Source organism: Pandoraea sp. LA3 (assembly GCF_022696215.1).
GTDB lineage: Bacteria > Pseudomonadota > Gammaproteobacteria > Burkholderiales > Burkholderiaceae > Pandoraea > Pandoraea capi.
This window is the reverse complement of sequence record NZ_PTPY01000036.1, coordinates 268,641-289,642: the sequence shown is the minus strand read 5'-3', so window position 1 is coordinate 289,642 and position 21,002 is coordinate 268,641. Positions and strand designations below refer to the sequence as shown.

Genomic DNA, 21,002 nt, shown 5'->3' with positions numbered 1-21,002 from the left:
ACTTACTTGCGCAGCGCCTGATCCAGATCGGCGAGCAGGTCGTCGATATGCTCGATACCGATGGACAGACGCACGGTCTCTTCGCTCACGCCGGCCTTGCGCAACTCGTCCGGAGAGAGCTGGCGGTGCGTGGTCGACGCCGGGTGCGTGGCGAGCGACTTGGCGTCGCCGATGTTGACCAGTCGCGTGAAGAGTTGCAGCGCGTCCTGAAACGCTGCGCCTGCCGCGCGTCCGCCCTTCACCCCGAAGGTCAGGATGCCCGGCCCGCGTCCCGACAGATACTTCTGCACGAGCGCATGATCCGGATGCTCCGGCAACCCGGCATAGTTGACCCACTCCACCTTCGGATGCGTCTTCAGGAATTGCGCGACTTTGAGCGCGTTGTCCGTGATGCGGTCGAGGCGCAGGGCAAGCGTCTCGATCCCCTGAAGGATCTGGAACGCGTTGAACGGCGAGATGGCCGCGCCGGTGTTACGCAGCGGCACCACGCGCGCACGGCCGATGTAGGCGGCCGGCCCAAAGGCTTCCGTGTAGACGACACCGTGATAGCTCACGTCCGGTTCGTTCAGCCGCTTGAAGCGTGCCTTGTGCTCGGCCCACGGGAACTTGCCCGAGTCGACGATGGCGCCGCCCAGGCTCGTGCCGTGCCCGCCGAGATACTTGGTCAGCGAATGCACCACGATGTCGGCGCCGTGCTCGAAGGGACGCAACAGGTACGGCGACGGCACGGTGTTGTCGATGATGAGCGGAATGCCATGGCGATGCGCAATCGCCGCGAGCTTCGCGATATCCGTGACGTTGCCCAGCGGGTTGCCGATCGACTCGGCGAAAATCGCTTTGGTCTTCTCGTCGATCAGCGGCTCGAACGACTCCGGTTCGCGCGGATCGGCGAAACGTGTGGTGATGCCCGAGAGCGGCAGCGTGTGGGCCAGCAGATTGTAGGTGCCGCCGTAGAGCGTGCTGGCCGCCACGATGTTGTCGCCGGCTTCGGCAATCGTCTGGATCGCATACGTGACAGCCGCCTGACCGGAGGCGAGCGCCAGCGCCGCCACACCGCCTTCGAGCGCCGCGACGCGTTGTTCCAGCACGTCCTGCGTCGGATTCATGATGCGGGTGTAAATGTTGCCCGGCACCTTCAGGTCGAACAGATCCGCGCCGTGCTGCGTGTCGTCGAAGGCATACGCCACCGTCTGATAGATCGGCACGGCCACCGCGCGCGTGGTCGGGTCGGGACGGTAGCCGCCGTGCACCGCCAGCGTTTCCAGCCGCCATTGCGCGGCTTGCGCGGTGTCGTTCTGCGCTTGGTTCGTATCGTTGTTGCCGCTCATGTCGCATGTCTCCGGATAGGCGTTGCGTTCCGCTGGCGGAACGGATCTGTCGAATTGATTAGTTATCCGATGGCATTCTAAACGCAGGCGCATGGACGCCTTATCTTCGATTGGCAGATGCTTAGTGCCCGACGCGCGGCGGCAACCGAAGAGCGCGCAACCGTTCGTAATATGGCGAACGACACGGCGGGTGCGGCACGCGCTATCGTGAGCGCATGAAAAGGAGACCCGCCATGCGCTTGTCTGCGTTCCGCCCACTTCGTTCGTTCCCTTTGGCGGCACACGGCCGTCGCCATCCTCGGCTTTCACTCCGGTGGTTTGCCGCTGCCCTGACCTGTGTTGCAACGCTCTCGCTCGGCTGGACGGGCAACGCCATCGCGCAGGAGAAGGTCAAGGTCGCGTCGCTGGATAGGGACAGCGACGGCAAGCCCCTCATGATCGATGCGTATCTGTTCCGCGCGGTGAACGCCAACGCGCCGACACCCGCCGTCGTCTTCATGCACGGTTGCAACGGCATGTTCTCGCGCAGAGGCACCATCGACGGACGAGAACTCGACTGGGCGCGCCGCTTCAACGCACAGGGCTATGCGGTACTGATGGTCGATAGCTTCACGACACGCGGGCAGAGCAGCGAGTGCGCGAAGGGCGGGCCGGTGCGTCCGTGGGCCGAGCGCCCGCGCGATGCCTACGGGGCGTTGCGTTACCTGCAAGCGCTGCCGGACATCCGCCCGGATCGCATCGCCTTGATGGGCTGGTCGCACGGCGGCGGCACGACGCTGTTCTCCATTGGCCCCAAGAGCCCGGCGCGAGCGCAAAGCGACACGTCGGCCCCCGACTTCGCGGCCGCTGTCGCGTTCTACCCCGGCTGGTGCAACGCGAAGGCGCAGGGCGCGGACTGGTCCACGAAGATCCCGTTGCTCCTGCTCACGGGCGCCGACGACGTCTGGACGAAGGCCGCCCCCTGTGACGCCTTCGTCAAGGACGTCACCGCCAAGGGTGCCCCGATCACGTTCCACATCTATCCGGGGGCGTATCACGACTTCGATACGCCGAATCTGCCGGTGCGCGAACGCCCCGAATTCACGAATCCGAAGACCCATGTGGTGCCGATTACCGGTACCCAGCCCGAGGCCCGCGAAGATGCCATCGAACGCGTGACGGCATTTTTGGCCAGGACGATTGGCCAGTGATTTTTCCGTGAAAACGTATTGCGGCCACGAGCGTGTGGCCGTTAACGCAGGCTGGACGGTGCTTATGGACGATTGCCGAGAAATTTATGCACCGGCTATCCACAGCTTAATCACTGAAAAGCCGAGGATTTCCACAGGAAATCCACCGGCTTATCCCCGGGTTATGCACGACATATCCACCACCTATCCACGGGATATTCACTGGTTATCCCCGTCATTTCCGGCACTTTTCCTCACGATTTCCACCGTCTATCCCCCAGCAATCCACAGCGTTACCCACAGCCCTGACACAGCTTGCTCACAGGGTTATCGACAGTGTTATCCACAGTCGAGGGTGGCGTAGGCGATGGTTCGGCGGAAACGTGCAGGGGCGCTTTTACTGCGGGATTCGTCATGACTGCCCCGAGGCGGGCGGGAACGGCGAGGGTCACCTCGACGCGAGCACAGAAAACAAAATCGGCCGCGACGAAGGCGGCCGATTGAGTATCGGAGACTGCTACCCGGAGTCACGATGCGCCGATTGACGCAGGCTCACGGGGTGAAGCCAGTACAGCGATTCGCGATTGCGATTAGTTACCGAAGTAGGTGCTGCCAGCACGCTGGGCGTTGCCGACCGAACCCGGGGTCACCGCCGACACTGCGCCGCCACTCACCGTCGAGACGGCCTTCGGGTACACCGTGTCGTGTTGTTGCAGCAAACCGGCCTTCTGCGCCTGCACCAGTTCTTCACGAACTTGTGCGCGGGTCAGCACGCTGGTCTGGGGCACCCACGAGAATTCCGACGGGCCGTCGAAAGCATCGCTCGCGAAAGCCGAACCGGCTGAGACAGCCAGCATTGCAGAAACCAGGGCAGAGGTAATAAGCGTGCGCTTCATGATGATTCTCCTGTCTGTTTGAAAGAGGCGATGTTCAATTCATCGTCGACAGTTGCAGTCTATTGCCGTCATCAATCGCAATAAAGTCGATAATTGTCTATTTCTAATTGCTTGTTTAGAAATAATTGGAAACATTTCCCAGTATCGATGATCGAGCCAATACGTTTAGAAGTAATTGCACACTCTCGTTATGACCGTTGATATACGATCTTATAGTGCGCAGATTTATCATATATTTAAAATATATTATTGATTCCAAGAGTCTCCGGCAGAAACAAAGACGGGACGCCGTATTCGGGCGTCCCGTCGTAGGTCACGAATGGTCCAGCTACGGCACCTACTTCGCCGTGGCCGCCTCCTGCGCGGTCGCCGTCTCGACCCCCGAACCCGCCGTCTGCGCCAGCACGGGTTTGAGCGCGATACCGGTGTGGCTCGCCTTGACCTTCCCCAATGCGTCGGGCGACGTGGCGGCAACGACCGTCCCGCCATCCTTACCACCCTCCGGCCCCATGTCGACGATCCAGTCGGCCTCGGCAATGACATCGAGGTTGTGCTCGATGACGATCACCGTATGCCCGCCATTCACCAGCCGGTGCAGCACATTGATCAACCGTGCCACGTCCGCCATGTGAAGACCGACGGTCGGCTCGTCGAGCACGTATAGCGTGTGGGGCGACTTCTGGCCGCGACGCGTGATGTCGTCTCGCACCTTGGTCAATTCCGTCACCAGCTTGATACGCTGCGCTTCACCGCCCGACAACGTCGGCGACGGCTGCCCCAGCGTGAGATAGCCAAGGCCGACGTCCTGCATCAGTTGCAGCGGATGCGCAATGCTCGGCATCGACGCGAAGAATTCGACGGCTTCGTCCACTTCCATCGTCAGCACGTCGCCAATGCTCTTGCCGCGCCACGTCACGGCCAGCGTCTCGGCATTGAAGCGCTGCCCGTGGCAGACATCGCACAGCACCTTCACGTCGGCGAGGAAACTCATGCCAATCGTGCGCACCCCTTGCCCTTCGCAAGCCGGGCAACGTCCCTCGCCGGTATTGAACGAGAAACGCGACGCCGAATAGCCGCGTGCGCGCGCTTCGAGCGTATCGGCGAACAACCGTCGAATCGTGTCCCAGAAGCCGATGTACGTCGCCGGGCACGAACGCGGGGTCTTGCCGATCGGCGTCTGGTCGACTTCGAGCACGCGGTCGATCGTCTCCCAGCCGGTCACCGACTCGCATCCATGCCACGCATGCACGACCGGACGCTTCGGCTCGGCCGGGGCGTCCGACTTCGCACGCGGTTTGCCGTCCGCCTTCACGACATGACGCACCGTGCCCTTGCGCGCACGACGCTCCGCCGGCGAAGACAGCACCGAGCGGCCCACGGCATCGAGCAGATTCGTCATGAGCACATCGCGCGCGAGCGTCGATTTGCCCGAGCCCGAAACGCCGGTGATCGCCGTCAGTCGCGAGAGCGGCAGCGATGCCGTCACGTTCTTCAGGTTGTGCAGCGTGGCGCCGTGTACCGTCAGCCAGTTCGGCGGTACGGCTTCGATTTCCTTCGCGCCCGCCCCTTTGCCAGCCTTCACCGGCGCAACGACCTCCCGGCGCGGCTGAAGCGGATGCTGCAACGGATGCGCGAGGAATTTGCCCGTCAGCGAATCGGGATGCGACGCGAGATCCGCCACGTTGCCCTGCGCCACGAGCGTGCCGCCGCGCTTCCCGGCGCCCGGGCCGATATCGATGATGTGATCGGCGCGACGAATCGTATCCTCGTCGTGCTCGACTACGACCAGCGTGTTGCCCTGGTCGCCGAGCTTGCGCAACGCACCGAGCAGAATGCCGTTGTCGCGCGGATGCAGCCCGATGGTCGGCTCGTCCAGCACGTAGCACACGCCCTGCAAGTTGCTGCCGAGCTGCGCCGCGAGACGAATCCGTTGCGACTCACCGCCCGAGAGCGTCGGCGCGGCCCGGTCGAGCGTGAGGTAGCCCAGACCGACCTCTTCGAGAAACTCCAGACGCCCCTGAATTTCGCTGATCAGATCGCGCGCAATGCTCGCGTCGCGGCCGGTCAGTTCCAGCCCCTGAATCCACTGACGTACGTCCGTCACGGTCCATTGCGCGACGTCGGAAATCGCATGCGCGTCGAACGTCACCGCACGTGCCACGCCGTTCAGACGCGCACCATGACAATCCGGACACGGCTGATCGCCCACGTCTTCCGGCTCCTGCTCCTGAGACGGCAACGAGTGTTCGCGCCCCCGGTTGTCCTGATTGAGGACGGTATCGTCGAACGCTTCACGCTGCTCGCGCGTGAGCGCCAGCCCGGTGCCCACGCACGTGGTGCACCAACCGTGTTTGCTGTTGAACGAGAACATGCGCGGATCGAGATCCGGGTAGCTCGTGCCGCACACCGGGCACGCACGCTTGACCGAGAACACCTCGATCTCGCCCACGCCTTCGCCGGGTTGCTCATCTGACATCGTGTCGCCCAGACCATCGAGCGGCGCGAGCAGATGCATCACGCCCTTGCCGAGTTCCAGCGCCGCCGCCAGCAGCGTACGCAGCAGACCTTCGTTCTCGGGCGCGATCACCACGTCGCCGACTGGCAATTCGATGGTGTGCTCGCGGAAACGATCGAGCTTCGGCCACGGATCGACCGGCAGGAACACGCCGTCGACACGCAGATGCGAATGCCCGCGCGCCTTGGCCCACTTCGCCAGATCGGTGTAGATCCCCTTGCGTCCGACGACCAGCGGCGCGAGCAGCCCCACGTGCTGACCGCGACGGTCGCGCATCAATTGCGCGACGATGGAGTCGGGACTTTGCGCCGTGACCGGTGCGCCATCGTGGATGCAATGCTGAATGCCGAGCTTTACATACAGCAGACGCAGGAAGTGCCAGACTTCCGTGGTCGTCGCCACCGTACTCTTGCGCCCGCCGCGCGACAGACGTTGCTCGATGGCGACGGTCGGCGGAATGCCGTACACCGCGTCGACCTCGGGGCGTCCCGCCGGTTGCACGATGGAACGCGCGTAGGCATTGAGCGATTCGAGATACCGGCGTTGTCCCTCGTTGAACAGAATGTCGAACGCGAGCGTCGATTTGCCCGAGCCGGACACCCCGGTGATCACGCTGAACTTGCCGCGCGGAATCGCCACGTCGAGCGACTTGAGGTTGTGTTCGCGAGCGTTGACGATGCGAATGTCGTCGCCGCCCGCCGGCTTGCGATGCGCGCGCGCGGCACGCAACGCCGTTTGCAGCGGCATCCCTGCATCGCCAGTGGTGTTGCCAGCCGCCACGGCCAGCCCCGGCGCGACGACCGTGCGCTCGTAGTCGGCGAGGGCGCGGCCGGTGTGCGAGCCTTCGCACGCGACAACGTGCGCCAGCGTGCCGGCGCACAGCACTTCGCCACCGCCTTCGCCGCCTTCCGGCCCCAAGTCGATGATCCAGTCTGCGGCACGTACCACGTCCAGGTTGTGTTCGATGACGAGCAGCGAGTTGCCGCCGTCGAGCAGCTTGCCGAACGCACGCATGAGCTTCGCGATATCGTCGAAGTGCAGGCCGGTCGTCGGCTCGTCGAAGATGAAGAGACGGCCGCGATGCGCGACCTTCTGGCCGCTGGCTGTCTTCTTCTGGGCCGCTTCCGCGAGGAAGCCCGCAAGCTTCAGACGTTGCGCCTCACCGCCCGAGAGCGTGGGCACCGGCTGGCCGAGCTTCACGTATTCCAGACCGACATCTACGATCGGCTGCAACACGCGCAGCACGTCGCGATCCGACGAGAACAGCTTGACGGCTTCGTTGACGGTGAGTTCGAGCACATCCGACACGCTCAGCTCGCGCATCGCTTCGCCCGGCACCGCGCGCTGGATCTTCACGTCGAGCACTTCGGCGCGGTAACGCTTGCCGTCGCAATCCGGGCAACGCAGATACACGTCGCTCAGGAACTGCATCTCCACGTGTTCGAAGCCGGAACCGCCGCACGTCGGGCAGCGGCCGTTGCCGGAGTTGAAGCTGAACGTGCTCGCGTTGTAGCCGCGTTGCAGCGCCACCGGTTCGGCGGCGAAGAGTTTGCGGATCTCGTCGAACGCCCCGACGTAGCTCGCCGGGTTCGAACGCGCCGTCTTGCCAATAGGTGACTGATCGACGAACACCACGCCCGACAATTGTTCCGCGCCGATTAACTCGTCGTGTGCACCGGGCGCCTCGGTCGGATCACCGAAGTGACGCGCCAGCGCCGGGCTCAGAATGTCCTGCACCAGCGTCGATTTGCCGGAGCCGGATACGCCGGTCACGCACACGAGGCGTCCGAGCGGAATGTCGACGCTGACATGCTTGAGGTTGTGCTCGCGCGCGCCGGTCAGGGTCAGGCGCGGCGTGGCGTCGTCCACCGGACGCGCCCGCCAGTTCGACGCGTTCGCCACGTGCTTGCGTCCACCGAGGTAGCTGCCGGTCAGCGTGTCGGCGCGCCGCACTTCCTCCGGCGTGCCGTCGAACACGATCTGACCGCCGCGCTCGCCCGGTCCCGGCCCCATGTCGATGACGCGGTCGGCGGCGAGCATCACCGCCGGGTCGTGCTCCACGACGACCAGCGTGTTACCGGCGTCGCGCAGACGATGCATGGCCGCGACGATGCGGTCCATATCGCGCGGATGCAGACCGATACTCGGCTCATCGAGCACGAAGAGCGTGTTGACGAGCGACGTGCCGAGCGCCGTCGTCAGGTTGATACGTTGCACCTCACCGCCCGAGAGCGTGCGGCTCTGACGATCGAGCGTGAGGTAACCGATGCCGACATCGCACAGATACTTCAGACGCGTACCGACCTCTTCCTGCAGGAGCTTGAGCGCGTCGTCGAGCAGGCTGGAGGGGAACGTGAGCGAATCGAAGAACTGACGCACCCGCGTGATCGGCATGAGCATCAGATCGTGCATGGTCAGGCCGGGCAGCGCTTCGAGCTGCTCGCGCGACCACGACACGCCACGCGGCATGAAGCGCTGGGCGGGCGGCAGCACGGCGTCGGCGTTTTCTTTCGAGCCGAGACGCCACAGCAGGCCTTCCGTCTTCAGACGCGCACCGCCGCAGGTTTCGCACGTGGTGTAGCTGCGGTACTTCGAGAGCAGCACGCGGATGTGCATCTTGTACGCTTTCGACTCCAGATAGCCGAAGAAGCGGCGAATGCCGTACCACTGCTTGTTCCACTCGCCCTGCCAGTCGGGATCGCCTTCGATGACCCACTCGCGATGCTCTGGCGACAGCTTCGACCAAGGCGTATCGCGGGGGATGCCGGCCTTGCCCGAGTACTCCAGCAGGTCTTCCTGAATCTCCTTCCACGCCGGCGTCTGGATGGTCTTGATGGCGCCACCGCGCAGCGTCTTACGCTCGTCCGGAATTACCAGCCCGAGATCGACGCCGATCACGCGGCCGAAGCCACGACACGCTTCGCACGCGCCGTAGGCCGAGTTGAACGAGAAGAGCGCCGGTTGCGGATCGGCGTAGTGCAGATCGCTGTCCGGGCAGTGCAGGTCTTGCGAGTAGCGCCAGATTTCCGGCTCGCCGGCCTCGGCAAGCACGTAGACGTTCACGCGAGCGCGACCGCGTTTGAGCGACGACTCGATGGCTTCCATCGCGCGCGCCTTCTCGGTGTTCTGCAGGCGGAAGCGATCGGCCACGACGTCGAGCACCTTGCGCGTTCCCTCGGCGGTGGTGATTTCGCGCTCGGCCTGCACGCGCGTGTAACCGGACGCCGAGAGCCATTGCTCGACCTCGTCGGGTGTGACACTGCCGGGCAATTCGACCGGGAACGTGACGACCAGACGCGGATCATTCTGCGCGGTGCGCGCCATGAGATCGGCGTAGATCGTTTCGGGCGTGTCGTGACGCACCGGCTGCGCGGTTTCGCGATCGAACAGCGCCGCCGCACGGGCGAAGAGCAGCTTGAGGTGGTCGTTGAGTTCGGTCATCGTGCCGACCGTCGAGCGCGAGCTGCGCACGGGGTTGGTCTGATCGATGGCGATAGCGGGCGGCACGCCTTCTACATGATCGACCTGCGGACGATCCATGCGGTCCAGGAACTGCCGGGCATAGGCACTGAAGGTCTCGACATAGCGCCGCTGGCCTTCGGCGAACAGCGTGTCGAACACCAGGCTCGACTTGCCGGAACCGGACGGACCGGTCACGACGGTCATCTCACCGGTCTGGAGATCGACGTCGAGGTTCTTGAGGTTGTGCTGGCGGGCGCCACGAATACGGATGGCGTGGCTGGCCGACGGGACGGGTTTCGAGGAGGGCTTATCCACTTGGTCTCTGGGCAGACGAGAGAGCGCATACGCGCTTTGGGGTAACTACTCTATCAGGCCGATACGACAGTCGCTGGCAGCATCCATGCGTCGCCCGGCACGCTGGGATTGTACTGTATATTTGTACAGCACCAAGCGATTCCCGCGTTGACGGTGGTCTTAATTCGGAGAACACCCCAAACCACTGCTTTGCCTTCTATCCGTCACCGCGCGACAAGTCATGCAACAGGTCGTGATATGATGCGAATGATTATCATTAACCTCAAAAGCTGCTAGATCAACGACGGTTGCAGGCACATGCAGCCAAGCCAAAACCATGATGCGTGACGACAACGGGGGACGCCAGAACCACGCACGCGCCGACGCGTCCGGCGTGGCTGCGCTCTATCACGATCACTACGGCTGGTTGCGCAACTGGCTGCATCGCAAGCTCGGCAACCACGGCGACGCCGCCGACCTCGCGCACGACACCTTTGTGCGTCTGCTCAGCAAGGACACCCCCGTCTGCCCGCGTGAACCCCGCGCCTTCCTCACCGTCGTCGCGCAGGGGCTCGTCGCCAATCTGCATCGGCATCGCAAGATCGAAGCGGCCTATCTCGAAGCGCTCGCCGCCCAGCCCGAGGCGGTAGCCCCCGACCCCGAAGCTCGCGCGATCCTGCTCCAGGCACTCATCGACATCGACCGGCGCCTCGACGGCCTGCCGCCGGTCGTACGCCGCGTCTTTCTCATGTCGCAACTCGACGGCCTCGCCCAACGCGAGATCGCCGAGACCCTCGGCATCTCCATCGCCACCGTGCAACGTCACATCGTCAAAGCGCTCCACGCCTGCTGCTTCGGAGGGACGCACGCATGAGCCCACGCCCGTCGTCCGGTCAGGGCGCCGCCCCGAACGCATCCCCGCTGCCCGAGGCGATCACGCTGGCAGCCACGGAATGGTTCGTCCGCCTGCAAGCGACGACCGACGCCAACGCGCAAGCCGCCTGGCAACAGTGGCACGACGCCGACGCGCGACACGCGCTCGCCTGGCAGCGCCTCGTCGACTTCGGCTCCCATTTGCGGACCATTCCACCGCTCGTCGCGCACAACACGCTCGTGCGTGCGCGAGCGAATCAGGGACGTCGGCGCGTACTCGGCCTGCTCGCCGTCGCGGGGGTGACCGGAGCCGTCTGGTCCGTCGGCGACTCGAATGCCGTAAGGGCATGGCGTGCGGACTTCAGCACAGGTGTCGGCGAGCGCCGCACCGTGCAACTGGCGGACGGCACCGTGCTCGCGCTCAACACCGATTCCGCCGTCGACGTGCATGTCTCGCAGGACGTGCGACGCCTGCGCCTCGTGCGCGGGGAAATCGCCGTCACGACCGGCGCCGATGCCGACCACGGCCATCGCCCGTTCTTCGTCGACACCGCGCAAGGCAGTCTTCAGGCACTCGGCACGCGCTTCACCGTGCGCCAGCACGAGGGCAGCGCCGCCGTCGCGGTGCTCGAAGGTGCGGTGCGTGTCGTTCCCGCCAACGTTGGAAATACGGCCAGCGGCGCGGTGATCCTCACCGCCGGGCAAGGCGCAACCTTCGACGCCACCGCCGTGCGCTCGCGCTTCGACGACGTCGCCATCGCCAACGCCGCGGCGGCATGGACGCAAGGCATGCTCATCGTCCACGCGATGCCGCTCGGCGACTTCCTCACGGAACTCGGCCGCTACCGGCGTGGCCACCTCGGCTGCGCGCCCGACATCGCGAACCTGCGCGTCTCGGGCATCTACCCGGTCGACGACACCGACCGCGTGCTCGACATGCTCTCGCGCGCGTTACCCGTCGAGGTCCAGCGCTTCACCCGCTGGTTCGTGCGTGTGCAGCCCGGCAACCCTTCCGGCACACGCTCCGGCAAGTCGTCGGACAGCCCGCCCACGTTGCGCGCCGTCGGCGGCGACCGCACGCATACCTGAAGCACCACGGCGTCGCCAGCGCCGCCTGCGGCACACCGTCCAGAAATATTTTGACGTCGGATGAGGGGTTTTCGAATCTCGCGGGGCATAGACAGGAAAAGCCCCGTTTCGATTTCGATGTTTCGATGCTCCAACGAAAGGAATCCGCCGTCATGTCTTCTCACGTCAGCCCCACGCCCCTGCGTGCCGCACGTGTCCGCACGTTCGCCCGTGCTGAAACCGCCCTCGCCCGACACGTCACCCAGCGCGCCGTCACGCTGGCGACCGGTACGTTGTTCGCTCTGAGCGCCATTGCTGCCGCCACGGCCGTCAGTGCACTCACCGCGTCGAATGCCCACGCGCAGACGGCATCCCCCGCAACGACCGCGCGCGCCGCACAGTCGCTGCACATCCCTGCGGGCTCACTGCAACAAGGGCTGGTCGCGTTTGCGCAGCAAACCGGCCTGATGATTTCGTACGACGCCGCCCAGATCGCCGACAAACGCACGGCAGGCGTGTCCGGGACATACACACCCACGCTCGCCCTGGCGATGCTGATCGAAGGCACCGGCCTGCAAGCGACCGGCCAGCCCAACGGCGGCTACATCGTCGCGCCCGGCCCGAACGCCACCGGCGCCGCCGCAGGTCCGGCCGTCGCGCTGCCGCAAACGGACGTCAACGCACGCGCCGAGCGCGACGTCGCCCGCGGCCCGGTCGTCGGCTATGTCGCGACACGCAGCGACACGGCAACGAAGTCGGACACGTCGATCATGCAGACCTCGCAGTCGATCAGCGTGATCCCGCGCGATCAGATGAACGATCAAGCCGTGCAGACGGTGACCGACGCCCTCAAGTACGCCGCCGGCATCAACGCCGATCCCTACGGCAGCGACACCCGCGCCGACTGGTTCTACATTCGCGGCTTTAACGCCGACGTCTATTGGGACGGCCTGCGCCTGCCGCAGATTGCCAACCGCCCCGGCAGCTACGCCGCCGTGCGCGTCGACCCGTACACCCTGGAGCGCGTGGAAGTGCTGCGCGGCCCCAGCTCGATCCTCTACGGCGCGGGCAACCTGGGCGGCCTCGTCAATCTCGTGAGCAAGGCGCCGAGCGCCGAGCCGTATCGCGAGATCGGCATCGACTACGGCACGTTCGACCGTCGGCAGCTTCGCGTCGACATGACGGGTCCGGCCAACGAAGACGGCACGCTGCTGTACCGCATCACCGGTCTTGGCCGCATGTCGAATGCGCAGACGGACAACGTCAGCGACGATCGGATCATGCTTCAGCCGTCGATTACCTGGCGCCCGAACGCGCGCACCAGCTTCACGTGGTTCGTCAACTACACGCAGGACAACATGGGGTCGTCAGTCAGTTACGGCCCGGCGCTCGGCATGGTGAATCCGTCGCGCTGGGGTCGCATCGACCGCGATTTGCTGACCGGCGACCCTTCGTTCGACCGCTACCGCAAGACGCAGGTCGCGACCGGCTACCGGTTCGAACACCGCGTGAACGACGCGCTGCAAATTCGCTCGACGGCCCGCTTCACGCACATGGATCTCGACTACAAGTCGATCTACGGCACCGCGCTGCTGGCCGACCAACGCACGTATCAACGCACCGCCTATCAGGCCGAGCCGATCCTGAACGGCTGGCAGCTCGACAACAACGTGCAATACGACACGGCGACCGGCCCCGTCGCGCACAAGGTGGTCGGTGGTGTGGACTTCCAGACGCAGCGCTTCCTCAACCGTGTGTGGACGGGCACCGCACCGTCGCTCGATCTCTACGCGCCGGTCTACGGTGTGAAGGGCGTACTGCCCGCCAATCCGACGACCAGCACCGACCAGACACAGACGCAGCTCGGCCTGTACTTGCAGGATCAGATGCGCTGGGATCGCTGGTATCTCACGCTTGGCGGACGCGAGGACTTCACCTGGTCGACGACGGACAACAACATTGCCAAGACGTCGGTCGAGCAAACGCCGAACAAGTTCACGTGGCGCGCCGGTCTGCTGTACGAATCGGCCATCGGCCTGTCGCCGTACTTCAGCTATTCGACGTCGTTCCTGCCCACGCTGTCGACGAACCTCGCGGGCACGCCGCTGCAACCCACGACCGGCCAGCAGTACGAGATCGGCCTGAAGTATCAGCCCGTGAATACCGCCGCCCTCTTTACGGCGTCGCTCTTCAACCTGACGCAGCAAAACGTCTCGACCGCCGATCCGGCCAACACGCGTAACACCATCCAGACGGGTGAAGTGCGTTCGCGCGGCGTGGAACTCGAAGCCCGCATGAGCCTGACGTCGCGTCTGAACATGGTGGCGAGCTACACCTATCAGGACGTGGAAGTCACGCGCAGCAACAACGCCGATCTGGGCAAGCGTCCGTATGGCGTGCCGCGCAACATGGCGTCGCTGTGGGCCGACTACAACTTCGGCAGCGTGGGCGATGCCAAGCTCGGCGCGGGCGCAGGCATCCGCTATCTGGGGCAGACGGCCGGCGACTCGGCAAACTCCTTCTCGGTGGCGAGCGTGACGCTCGTCGATGCCTCGCTGCACGCCGACATCGGCTGGCGCTGGCGTCTGCAACTGAACGCGAGCAACCTGTTCGACCGTACCTACGTGGCAGGCTGCAACACCACCGTGCAGTGCTACTACGGCACGGGACGCACCGTGATCGGCAGCGTCACGGCACGCTGGTAAGCGCGCCAGAAGCCGTAGCACGAAGCCGTAACGCGAAGCGCCGGGTCGTATTGGGAATATTGGGAATCGACCCGGCATCGCGCCCTTGTCGACGCAAACGGATGGAGTAGCATGGCGGGATTCCAGCTCTCACCTGCACGACATGGGCGCAATTCACGCGGTGCGCGACGCGATGCAGTACCTCGCCGCTCTGGCTTCGGTCAATGCTTCGATCTGCGCTCAGTCAGCCCGTCCGGCAGACGTCTCGCTCCCCCTCGCGCGGGGCTCGGCGCATACCCGCCGGACTTCACCCACGCCGCGACGCGGGACGCGCCTCGCCGTCTTCCTGCCGCTCGTCATCCTCACGGCGTGTGCGAGTAGCCCCGAATCGTCATCGACGACTTCGACGTCTTCATCGACGTTGCATCCACCGGCGACGGCCGCGCCGGCCACGCGCTACAACGTCAGCCGTTTCCCCATCGAGCACTACGATCAGGACGTCGATCGCTGGATCCGGCCCGACGCGCCCAACTACGATCAGCCGCTGCTTTCCGCACAGGAACAGGCGAAGCGATTCGCGGCCTTCCGCGCGCGATACTTCGGCACCGCGCCACGCGATCCGTCACCGTGGAACGGTGCATGGCTGTCGACGTCACTGCTCAACGCCGCTGGTGCATCGCAGATCGCCGACTCGCAGGCACGCCGCGCGCGACGCTTCGACAATAGCCGTCCGGGCGTGCGCAAGACGTACGGCGAGAACTTCCAGCCGCATACCTCGGCATGGGCCCGTGCCATCGAAACGAACATGGCGCTCGCCCAACTCGACGCCGATCACGCAAGCTGGGCTTACGACGCGCGACGACGCGGCATCACCGTCGATAACGCGCTGGTGCGTCTGCTACCGACCCGTGACCCCGCGTTCTACGATTTCCGGGAAGCGGGCGAGGGTTATCCGTTCGACGCCCTGCAAGACTCCGCACTGCGCCCCGGCACGCCGGTCTACACGCTGGCGCGCAGCAACGACGGCGCGTGGCTGCTCGTCTATTCCCCGGATCTGATCGGATGGGTCGAAGCCCGCACGGTGGCATCTGTCGACGAGCGCTTCGTCGCCACCTGGCGCGCGGCCGCGCAGCGCGAGCTGGGCGCCATCGTTCAGGGCGACGTGCCGCTGGCCGACACCGTATCGGGCACGACGAACGCCATCTACCGGACGTTCGCCCCGATCGGTACCGTGCTGCCCATGACACGGTCTCGCGACGGACGTCAGTTCGCGATGATCCCCGTGGCCGACGCCCAGCGCCGCGCGCAGATCCGCATGACCGCGCTCGACGCATCGGCCCTCGTGCCGATGCCATGGACGCTGACGCCCCGGCACATGGCGCAGGTGATGAAGCAACAGATCGGGCATCCGTATGGCTGGGGCAACACGCTGTTCTACAACGATTGCTCCGCCGAGACACGCAGCCTCTTCGCGCCGTTCGGCGTATGGCTGCCGCGTCACTCGTCCGATCAACTGCGGGCGGGCAAACGCACCGATCTGCGCCATGCCGATATCGATACGCGATTGCGCGTGCTGGCCGAGCGGGGACGTCCGCTCATGACGCTCATCCACATCAACGGTCACATCATGTTGTATCTCGGTAATGCCACCCGAGCCACACAAACCACACCTGCCGGGGGCGACGACACGGCGAGCGTGCCGATGACGTACCAGAACGTGTGGGGACTGTCGCCGGCGGATAACAGCCGCCGCAACGTGATCGGCGGTTCGGTCATCCTGCCGTTGCTCAAGACCTATCCTGAAGATCCCGACGTTCGCTCGCTCGCGGGCAAGCCGCTGTTCGAGATCAGCGTGATCGGCGGCGACGCGTCGGACAGCGGTGACAGTGCGCACGCTCCCGACGTCGAATCCGAAGAAGAGATGCCGCAGTAGTCTCTGAACACCGTGCGGTTTCACACACGGACGCCGGGTCCTGGGCCATCGTCATGCATCACTGACATGTAGCGACATTCGGCGGAGAGCGCCGCAATGCCCATGCCCGGACGTTCAGAAACGCTCGGCGCTGAACGGCGACGGGTCGACGAGCGTCGTCTCGCCGGTCATCATCTCGGCCACGAGACGGCCGGTCACGGGCCCGAGCGTCAGACCGTGATGGGCATGACCGAACGCGAACCACAGATCCCGATGACGCGGTGCGGGCCCGATGATCGGCTTCATGTCGGGGGTGCAGGGCCGACGGCCGAGCCAGGGCGACGGATCGACGCGCTCGCCCAGCGGGAACGTGTCGCGTGCCAGCGGTTCCACGGCGGCCAGTTGCACCGGCGTGGGTGGCGTGTCGCGACGCCCGAGTTCGACACCCGTCGTCAGACGAATGCCGCGCGTCATCGGCGTGATAAGGAAGCCGTGCTCCGCGTCGAGCACCGGTTGATTGAGACGCGCGCCCGGCTGCGCGCGATAGTGCATGTGATAGCCGCGTTTGACGGCCAGCGGGAAGCGGTAGCCCAATACACGCGTCACGGTATCGGCCCACGGACCAAGGGCGACGACAGCACGACGGCCTTCGATGCGACCGGCTTCCGTGCGCACCGACCAGTGCGGCTGTAACGTCGTCGCGTCGCCGACGAAGATGCGTCCGCCAAGCGACTCGAAGTAACGCGAATAGGCCTCGACGAGCGCCCCCGGATCGCTGACGGAATCCGATGCCGTGTAACGCAGACCGCCGACCAGCGCGTGCGTGAGCGACGGCTCGTCGTCACGCAGACGCGCCGCATCGAGCCGCTCGAACGGCACGCCGTACTCGGTGTGCCAGCGTTCGGCGTCGCGTTGCGCGGCGTCCATCGCGGCACCGGTGCGAAACACCTTGACCCAACCGCCTTCGCGCAGCAAATGCGCCGCCCCCGACGCCGCAATCAGTTCACGATGCTCCGTCACGCAATGGGCGATCAACGTGCTGTAGTGACGTGCAATCTGCGCATGACGCGACGGTTCGGAGTGATACCAGTAGCGCGCGAGAAACGGCGCGACCGTGCCCATCGCCGACGGGTGGTAGCGCACATCGGTGGAGCGATTGCGAGCGAAGCGGAGCAGGGTGCCGGGATCGCGCGGAAACGCGTACGGATACACGCCTTCGCGTTGAATCAGTCCCGCGTTGCCGAACGAGGTTTCGTTGCCGGGTGACTTGCGGTCGACGAGCGCGACCGACATGCCGCGTCGCTGCAAATGGACCGCGACGGAAACACCAACGATACCGGCACCAAGCACAAGGGCGTCGAACGTCATGGGCATGCGTCTGACACGTCGTCAGACGATCTGAGAGGGAGCGGAGAAAAGCTTCGGGCTCACTCGCGAAGATCGCAGGGGTGAGCCCGGAAGGTAGTCGGATGTGCCGGGGTACGGCGAAATCCAGTGCGACGACGTTACGCCAGCGCGGTCACGGCGATTTCGACTTCGAGCCCGGCGCGCATGAGCGGCGACTGCACGCAGGCACGCGTCGGGGCGTGGCCTTCGGTCACCCAGGCGTCCCACACGGCGTTGAATTCGGCGAAGTGCTTGGCATCCGACAACCAGATGTTGGCGGTGAGCAGACGCGACTTGTTCACGCCGGCCTCGGCGAGCAGCGAATCGATGCGGGTGAGGATTTCGGTGGTTTGCTGCGTGACGGACACGTTCGCCGTGTCGGGCACCTGGCCGGCCAGATACACCACGCCGTTGGCGATCACGATCTGGCTCATGCGAGCGTTGGTATGCAGACGCTTGATTTCGTTCGACATAGGGGGGCACCGAAAAAATGAGACGGGCCGGGAGTCGGCCCGAGTGCCGCTATCTTATACGACGCTTGCGGTGTCTTCGGGGCCGCGTCCAGTCCAGATCGACGAATGGAACGAGCGTCAGCGATTGCGTTGGGACAAAGCCCGGCGAACGCTCGACGCGTTACTGCCGGATCAGCGCCATCGCGCAATCGAGCACGGTGCGCTTGAGGTCGGCCATGCCTTCGGGGGGCAGGAACGGCCCCATCATGTGGCGGTACGACACGGTCTTGCTGATGGCCGACGTCAGCATGAAGAACATCACGTCCGCGTCCGACACGGGGCGCTTCTGCGCTTCGAGCCAGTCGGCGACGAGCGGCACCATGGCGTCGCGATACGGCCGCACCAGCCGTTGAGTGAGGATATCGAGCCGCTCGCCTTCCTCGGTCGCGGCGGTCGAGAAGAACATGCCGACGTCCGGATTCTCGAACACGGCCTCCACGAAAAGGCGCACGGCCTGCTCGATGCGCTCGAACGGCTCCATCGGCGCGTCGCGCAGCGCATTCGTCTGCTCGACCATCGAATGCGTGAGTCCCGCAATTTGATCCACCACAGCGACCCACAACGCCTCTTTCGACCCGAAATGATGCGAAATCAGCGCAGCATCGACCCCTGACGCCTCGGCAATCTGCCGCACGCTGCTCGCATAAAACCCACGCTGCGCGAAGATGCGACGGGCGTTGAGCAGCAGCGCGTCGGCCCCATGCGTGCAGTCGCACGTCGGGCGCCCGCGTGTGCGTTTGCGAGGCGAATCGGGTTGCGAGATGGCTTTGGTCGGAGTCATTGAGTGATGGGTTAGTGGAATTTGCGAGAGTCGTTTGCGCGAGCCGTGCCACAAGTCTACCCGACCCGAACGCACCTGCCTGCCCAGACACTTCCTATTTGACACGTCGGGTACACGCTCGCTATTATGCGCTTATTCATCACTTGTTGAATTTGACATTTCCCCCCAAATGTCTCGCGCAAACCGAATCGTGATCGTCGGTGGCGGTATCGCCGGCCTGATGCTGGCCACTCGTCTGGGCAGAACGCTCGGCCGTGCCGGTGCTGCGCGCGTGACACTTGTCGACAGTCATCCCACCCATCTCTGGAAGCCGATGCTGCACACCGTGGCGGCAGGCACGTGCGACGTGGCTCACACCCAGGTGGCGTACCTCGCGCATGCGTGCGGCAACGGGTTCACGTATCAGGCGGGACGCATGAGCGGGCTCGATCGGGCGCGTCGGGAAATTGTGCTCGAAGAGATGGAAGGCCATGACGGCAAGCGCTTGTTGAGCGAGCGTCGCGTGCCTTACGACGCGCTGGTGCTCGCGCTTGGCTCACAGGCCGACGACGCATGCGTACCGGGCGTTCGTGACGTCTGTCACTTCATCGATAGCCAACCGCAGGCCGAAGCGTTCAACGCAGCGTTGCATTGCGAAGCGCTAAGCAGCGCAGTGAACGACGACGCGTTGCGCATCGTGATCGCCGGTGGCGGCACGACGGGCGTAGCGCTCGCGGCCGAATTGAGCCGTTCGTTTGCGTTGGCGGCCGGCTATGGCGACCCGCAGATCTGCGAGCGACTGAAGCTCACGCTGGTGGAGCGCGGGCCGCGTGTGCTCGGGGCATTCCCGCCGGACGTGTCTGCATCGACACAGGCGCAGCTCGAACAGTTGGGCTTTCGTGTGCTGACGGATACGCGCATCGTGTGCGCGGATCGCGACGGTTTCTACCGCGACGACGGTCAGTTGATTCCCGGCGATCTGCTGGTGTGGGCGGCGGGTGTGAAGGCACCGGATTGTCTGCGCGGCATTGGCGGATTGACGACCAACGAAGCGAATCAGATTGTCGTTCGCGCCACTTTGCAGACGGCGCAGGACGAACGCATCTTTGCCCTTGGCGACTGTGCATCGCTGGCAGCGGGGCAGGGGGAAAGTGCATTGCCACCGACGGCACAGGTGGCGACACAACAGGCGGCGCATCTGGGCCGTCATCTCGGCGCGTGGCTCGAAGGCCGCGCAATTCCGCCGTTCGCTTATCGCGATCCTGGCGCGTCGTTGTCGCTGTCTGACTACAATGCGTTCGGGGCGCTCGGGCGATTCGGCTTTTTCAAAGGTGGCATCGTGCGCGGACGCTTTGCGCAGTGGAGCCACGCCATGTTGTACCGGCGTCATCAGCACGCGTTGCATGGGTTTGCTCGTGCGACGGTGTTGATGAGCGCGGAAAAACTCGGCGGCCTTCGCGGGCCGCGCATCCGGCTGGCCTGATCATGCGAAGCGACCGAACCAATTGCCCGAACCGAAGCGGCAGCAGCCGCGCCTCTGGAACGCCCTCCGTTGCGTCGTCTGCGGCGTCCGCTTCTCCGTCCAAGACGTCCCGTGCGTCGCGCTCGTCGCGCGCGGCACGTGAGCAGGGCGGGTCCTATTCCCCGTGGCAGCACACCGTTGCCATGCTCGACGCCGAACCCGTCGTGTGCCGGCCGGTGATTCCGTACACCCGGCGTGCGCCCATCGTGCGCGTGCTGGAAATATCGAGTGAGCTGACGATCACGGTGTCGTGGAACGACGCGACCGGCGGCAACTACGGCGCGCAGATCTGGCGCATTCGCAAGGCGCCGCATCCGGGTGTTTGCGCGTTGACGAACGAGACCATCGACGCGGGTGATTTCGTCTACCGTCCGCTGTTTGGCGATGTACCGCCGCTCAATGCCGACGCCATGATTTCGGCCGAAGCCATTCGCGTGATGCGCGAATCGGACAATCGCGAACTCGAACCGGCCTGATCGCCCAACAACATCACGACGCGCGAAGTCGCGTCTCGAACCCCTCGACATCCATCGACGACATACCGACGCGCTGAAAAGCTGCCCCCCCTCCCCCCGTTTTGTTTCAGCGTGTTGCCGCCCCTTGAGGGCGGCTTTTTTTTGT

The 21,002-nt window shown here is 64.8% G+C and carries 13 protein-coding genes; 7 read left to right on the top strand and 6 right to left on the bottom strand.

Annotation, left to right across the window (positions count from 1 at the left end; genetic code table 11):
• Positions 1-2: 2 nt before the first annotated feature.
• Positions 3-1,328 (bottom strand): aminotransferase class I/II-fold pyridoxal phosphate-dependent enzyme, encoded by a 1,326-nt coding sequence (locus C5N93_RS19735; protein WP_242560586.1) that lies wholly within the window; start codon positions 1,326-1,328, stop codon positions 3-5.
• A gap of 233 nt (positions 1,329-1,561) precedes the next feature.
• Between C5N93_RS19735 and C5N93_RS19730 the strand changes: the two genes are divergently transcribed.
• A complete protein-coding gene (locus C5N93_RS19730) occupies positions 1,562-2,518 on the top strand; it encodes a dienelactone hydrolase family protein (protein WP_242560585.1) in 957 nt (318 codons plus the stop codon).
• Positions 2,519-3,087: 569 nt separating this feature from the next.
• Here C5N93_RS19730 and C5N93_RS19725 read toward each other — a convergent pair.
• Together C5N93_RS19725 and uvrA are read right to left on the bottom strand one after the other, a co-directional pair.
• Complete coding sequence (locus tag C5N93_RS19725; protein ID WP_083253565.1) at positions 3,088-3,393, bottom strand: DUF4148 domain-containing protein; 306 nt, start codon at positions 3,391-3,393, stop codon at positions 3,088-3,090.
• A gap of 337 nt (positions 3,394-3,730) precedes the next feature.
• Positions 3,731-9,685 (bottom strand): excinuclease ABC subunit UvrA, encoded by a 5,955-nt coding sequence (uvrA, locus tag C5N93_RS19720; protein ID WP_242560584.1) that lies wholly within the window; start codon positions 9,683-9,685, stop codon positions 3,731-3,733.
• 316 nt (positions 9,686-10,001) lie between these two features.
• On the opposite strand from uvrA, the gene C5N93_RS19715 reads away from it, so the two are divergent.
• The 4 genes from C5N93_RS19715 (at position 10,002) to C5N93_RS19700 (ending at position 16,222) form a co-directional block, all read left to right on the top strand.
• A complete protein-coding gene (locus C5N93_RS19715) occupies positions 10,002-10,538 on the top strand; it encodes a sigma-70 family RNA polymerase sigma factor (RefSeq protein ID WP_242560583.1) in 537 nt (178 codons plus the stop codon).
• Positions 10,535-11,626 (top strand): FecR domain-containing protein, encoded by a 1,092-nt coding sequence (locus tag C5N93_RS19710; RefSeq protein WP_242560582.1) that lies wholly within the window; start codon positions 10,535-10,537, stop codon positions 11,624-11,626. The genes C5N93_RS19715 and C5N93_RS19710 overlap by 4 nt, the downstream gene beginning before the upstream one ends.
• Before the next feature lie 152 nt (positions 11,627-11,778).
• Positions 11,779-14,310 carry a TonB-dependent siderophore receptor gene (locus tag C5N93_RS19705; protein ID WP_242560581.1) on the top strand — a complete coding sequence of 844 codons (2,532 nt, stop codon included), beginning with the start codon at positions 11,779-11,781 and terminating at the stop codon, positions 14,308-14,310.
• Between the two features lie 142 nt (positions 14,311-14,452).
• On the top strand, positions 14,453-16,222 hold the full coding sequence (locus C5N93_RS19700) for an SH3 domain-containing C40 family peptidase (protein WP_242560580.1): 1,770 nt from the start codon (positions 14,453-14,455) through the stop codon (positions 16,220-16,222).
• Between the two features lie 114 nt (positions 16,223-16,336).
• Here the strand turns inward: C5N93_RS19700 and C5N93_RS19695 are convergent, their stop codons facing one another.
• From C5N93_RS19695 to C5N93_RS19685, 3 genes are all read right to left on the bottom strand, one after another.
• On the bottom strand, positions 16,337-17,569 hold the full coding sequence (locus C5N93_RS19695; protein WP_242560923.1) for an FAD-binding oxidoreductase: 1,233 nt from the start codon (positions 17,567-17,569) through the stop codon (positions 16,337-16,339).
• A gap of 137 nt (positions 17,570-17,706) precedes the next feature.
• Positions 17,707-18,060: a RidA family protein gene (locus tag C5N93_RS19690; RefSeq protein ID WP_242560579.1), complete on the bottom strand. Its 354-nt coding sequence runs from the start codon at positions 18,058-18,060 to the stop codon at positions 17,707-17,709.
• A 160-nt stretch (positions 18,061-18,220) separates the two neighbouring features.
• A complete protein-coding gene (locus C5N93_RS19685; RefSeq protein WP_069340495.1) occupies positions 18,221-18,880 on the bottom strand; it encodes a TetR/AcrR family transcriptional regulator in 660 nt (219 codons plus the stop codon).
• Positions 18,881-19,049: 169 nt separating this feature from the next.
• Here C5N93_RS19685 and C5N93_RS19680 point away from each other — a divergent pair, with 169 nt between their 5' ends.
• Both C5N93_RS19680 and C5N93_RS19675 read left to right on the top strand, forming a co-directional pair.
• Positions 19,050-20,342, top strand: a complete 1,293-nt coding sequence (locus C5N93_RS19680) for an NAD(P)/FAD-dependent oxidoreductase (RefSeq protein ID WP_242560578.1) — start codon at positions 19,050-19,052, stop codon at positions 20,340-20,342.
• 182 nt (positions 20,343-20,524) lie between these two features.
• The gene (locus C5N93_RS19675; protein WP_174980884.1) at positions 20,525-20,857 is read left to right on the top strand and encodes a DUF3331 domain-containing protein; all 333 of its coding nucleotides are present in this window, start codon (positions 20,525-20,527) and stop codon (positions 20,855-20,857) included.
• Positions 20,858-21,002 lie beyond the last annotated feature (145 nt).